This window comes from Aeromicrobium sp. (assembly GCF_036675695.1).
Classification (GTDB): Bacteria; Actinomycetota; Actinomycetes; order Propionibacteriales; family Nocardioidaceae; genus Aeromicrobium.
This window is the reverse complement of sequence record NZ_JAKFEL010000107.1, coordinates 1-2739: the sequence shown is the minus strand read 5'-3', so window position 1 is coordinate 2739 and position 2739 is coordinate 1. Positions and strand designations below refer to the sequence as shown.

Genomic DNA, 2739 nt, shown 5'->3' with positions numbered 1-2739 from the left:
GGTTATGGCGAAAAAAGAAGGCGTCATCGAGATGGAAGGCGCTGTCGTTGAAGCGCTGCCCAACGCGATGTTCCGCGTCGAGCTCGCCAATGGGCACAAAGTACTCGCCCACATCAGCGGCAAGATGCGCCAGCACTACATCCGAATCCTCCCTGAGGACCGGGTCGTGGTGGAGCTTTCGCCGTATGACCTCAGCCGTGGCCGCATCGTCTACCGCCACAAGTAAATAGCAACACCTACACACGTTCAGATCCCAAAGAGAGAATCTCGATGAAGGTCAACCCGAGCGTGAAGAAGATCTGTGACAAGTGCAAGGTGATTCGTCGCCACGGCCGCGTCATGGTGATCTGCGAAAACCCGCGTCACAAGCAGCGCCAGGGCTAAGCACCCGGCCGGGAGGCCGAGATCAAAGATCGTCTTCACAGCACCAGCAACATGCAACATCTGATCGCTCCCGTCACAGCACGATCGTGGCGGGTCACCCCCGGAAGCGTAGGCCGGGGCCCGACTCCAGATCGCCAAAGATCTGGGAGGCAGTTGGGATGCATCAGGTGGCCAAACCTCGCCGAATGGAAGGAACTGCCTACATGGCACGCCTCGTTGGAGTAGATCTCCCGCGCGAAAAGCGCATTGAGATCGCACTCACGTACGTATTCGGGATCGGTCGCACCCGCGCCGCCCAGACACTCGCTGCAACCGGCATCAGCCCGGACAAGCGCGTCCACGAGCTCGACGACAATGACCTCGTCGCACTCCGCGATCACATCGAAGCGAACTACGAGACCGAGGGCGACCTGCGTCGTACGGTCACGGGAGACATTCGCCGCAAGATGGAGATCGGCAGCTACCAGGGCCGTCGCCACCGTGCGCACCTGCCCGTTCGTGGCCAGCGGACCAAGACCAACGCGCGTACCCGCAAGGGCCCCAAGCGCACCGTCGCCGGAAAGAAGAAGTGATAGCGCATGCCTCCTAAGACAGCCGGCAAGAAGACTCGCCGCAAGGAGAAGAAGAACGTTGCTGCGGGCGAAGCCCACATCAAGAGCACGTTCAACAACACACACGTGACGATCACGGACCCCACGGGTGCCGTCATCGCGTGGGCCTCTGGCGGAACCGTCGGATTCAAGGGTTCGCGCAAGTCCACGCCGTTCGCCGCAGGTATGGCCGCTGAGTCGGCCGGACGCCAGGCGATGGAGCACGGGATGAAGAAGGTTGACGTTTTCGTGAAGGGCCCCGGTTCGGGCCGCGAGACGGCAATCCGGTCGCTGAGCGGAGTCGGCCTCGAGGTCGGCACCATCTCCGACGTGACACCCAGCCCCCACAACGGCTGCCGTCCCCCCAAGCACCGTCGTCTCTGACGCTCACCTTTCTTTAGGAGTTATCCAACATGGCCCGTTACACCGGACCTCTCACCAAGAAGTCGCGCCGCCTCGGCATCGACCTCGTCGGTGGTGACGCTGCATTCGAAAAGCGTCCTTACCCTCCCGGCCAGCACGGCCGCGCCCGGGTCAAGGAGTCGGAGTACCGCAACCAGCTGCTCGAGAAGCAGAAGGCGCGTTACACCTACGGAGTGCTCGAGAAGCAGTTCCGCAAGTACTACGAGCTCGCATCGCGTCGTCCCGGCAAGACCGGTGACAACCTGCTGCAGATCCTCGAGTCCCGCCTCGACAACGTCGTCTACCGTGCAGGCTTCGCCCGTACGCGTCGTCACGCCCGCCAGCTCGTCAACCACGGTCACTTCGTGGTCAACGGCGTCAAGACCGACATCCCGTCGTTCCAGGTGAGCAAGCACGACATCATCGACGTCAAGACGAAGTCGCTGGAGACCACGCCGTTCATCGTTGCGCGTGAGACCTTCGACAAGGACACCGTTCCTGCCTGGCTCGACGTTGCGCCCGATCGTGGCCGCATCCTCGTCCACGCCCAGCCCGTACGCGAGCAGATCACCGTTCCGATCCAGGAACAGCTGATCGTGGAGTTCTACTCCAAGATCTGATCCCCAACCGTCTCTGCAAACAGAGAACAACCCGGACCTTCAAATAGAGGTTGGTTCGGAAAGGAAAGAACACAATGCTCATTGCCCAGCGCCCCGCCCTGTCAGAAGAGGTCGTTGACGAGTTCCGTTCGCGGTTCGTCATCGAGCCCCTCGAGCCCGGCTTCGGCTACACCCTCGGCAACTCGATCCGCCGTACGCTGCTCTCGTCCATCCCGGGCGCCGCAGTCACGTCGATCAAGATCGACGGTGTCCTGCACGAGTTCTCGACCATCCCCGGTATCACCGAGGATGTCACCGAGATCATCCTGAACCTGAAGGAACTGGTCGTCTCCTCGGAGAACGACGAGCCCGTCGTGATGTACGTCCGCAAGGAAGGCGCCGGCGCGGTCACCGCTGCCGACATCCAGCCTCCCGCTGGCGTCGAGGTCCGCAACCCCGAGCTGCACATCGCAACGCTCAACACCAAGGGCAAGATCGAGATCGAGCTCGTAGTCGAGCGTGGCCGCGGCTATGTCTCGGCCGTGCAGAACAAGTCCGGTGACGAAGAGATCGGCCGTATGCCGGTCGACTCGATCTACTCGCCGGTCCTCAAGGTGACCTACAAGGTCGAGGCAACTCGCGTCGAGCAGCGCACCGACTTCGACAAGCTCGTCATTGACGTCGAGACCAAGAAGTCGATCCTGCCCCGTGACGCGATCGCGTCGGCCGGTTCGACCCTGGTCGAGCTCTTCGGCCTGGCCCGT

General features: G+C 62.0%; 6 protein-coding genes. All 6 read left to right on the top strand.

Annotation, left to right across the window (positions count from 1 at the left end; translation table 11 throughout):
• Positions 1 to 4 precede the first annotated feature (4 nt).
• The gene (gene infA / locus V6M39_RS06630) at positions 5 to 226 is read left to right on the top strand and encodes a translation initiation factor IF-1 (protein ID WP_332642973.1); all 222 of its coding nucleotides are present in this window, start codon (positions 5 to 7) and stop codon (positions 224 to 226) included.
• A 44-nt stretch (positions 227 to 270) separates the two neighbouring features.
• On the top strand, positions 271 to 384 hold the full coding sequence (gene rpmJ / locus V6M39_RS06625) for a 50S ribosomal protein L36 (RefSeq protein WP_008361054.1): 114 nt from the start codon (positions 271 to 273) through the stop codon (positions 382 to 384).
• Between the two features lie 203 nt (positions 385 to 587).
• Complete coding sequence (gene rpsM / locus V6M39_RS06620) at positions 588 to 956, top strand: 30S ribosomal protein S13 (RefSeq protein WP_309971798.1); 369 nt, start codon at positions 588 to 590, stop codon at positions 954 to 956.
• A gap of 6 nt (positions 957 to 962) precedes the next feature.
• Positions 963 to 1358 carry a 30S ribosomal protein S11 gene (gene rpsK / locus V6M39_RS06615; protein ID WP_309971796.1) on the top strand — a complete coding sequence of 132 codons (396 nt, stop codon included), beginning with the start codon at positions 963 to 965 and terminating at the stop codon, positions 1356 to 1358.
• 29 nt (positions 1359 to 1387) lie between these two features.
• The gene (gene rpsD / locus V6M39_RS06610) at positions 1388 to 1996 is read left to right on the top strand and encodes a 30S ribosomal protein S4 (RefSeq protein ID WP_332642969.1); all 609 of its coding nucleotides are present in this window, start codon (positions 1388 to 1390) and stop codon (positions 1994 to 1996) included.
• Between the two features lie 74 nt (positions 1997 to 2070).
• Positions 2071 to 2739, top strand: a 669-nt coding sequence (locus V6M39_RS06605) for a DNA-directed RNA polymerase subunit alpha (RefSeq protein WP_332642968.1), incomplete at its 3' end; no start/stop codon positions are given.

Coding starts and splice junctions, on each gene's coding strand:
- infA (WP_332642973.1), top strand. CDS start 5: ATGGCGAAAAAAGAAGGCGTCATCGAGATGGAAGGCGCTGTCGTTGAA.
- rpmJ (WP_008361054.1), top strand. CDS start 271: ATGAAGGTCAACCCGAGCGTGAAGAAGATCTGTGACAAGTGCAAGGTG.
- rpsM (WP_309971798.1), top strand. CDS start 588: ATGGCACGCCTCGTTGGAGTAGATCTCCCGCGCGAAAAGCGCATTGAG.
- rpsK (WP_309971796.1), top strand. CDS start 963: ATGCCTCCTAAGACAGCCGGCAAGAAGACTCGCCGCAAGGAGAAGAAG.
- rpsD (WP_332642969.1), top strand. CDS start 1,388: ATGGCCCGTTACACCGGACCTCTCACCAAGAAGTCGCGCCGCCTCGGC.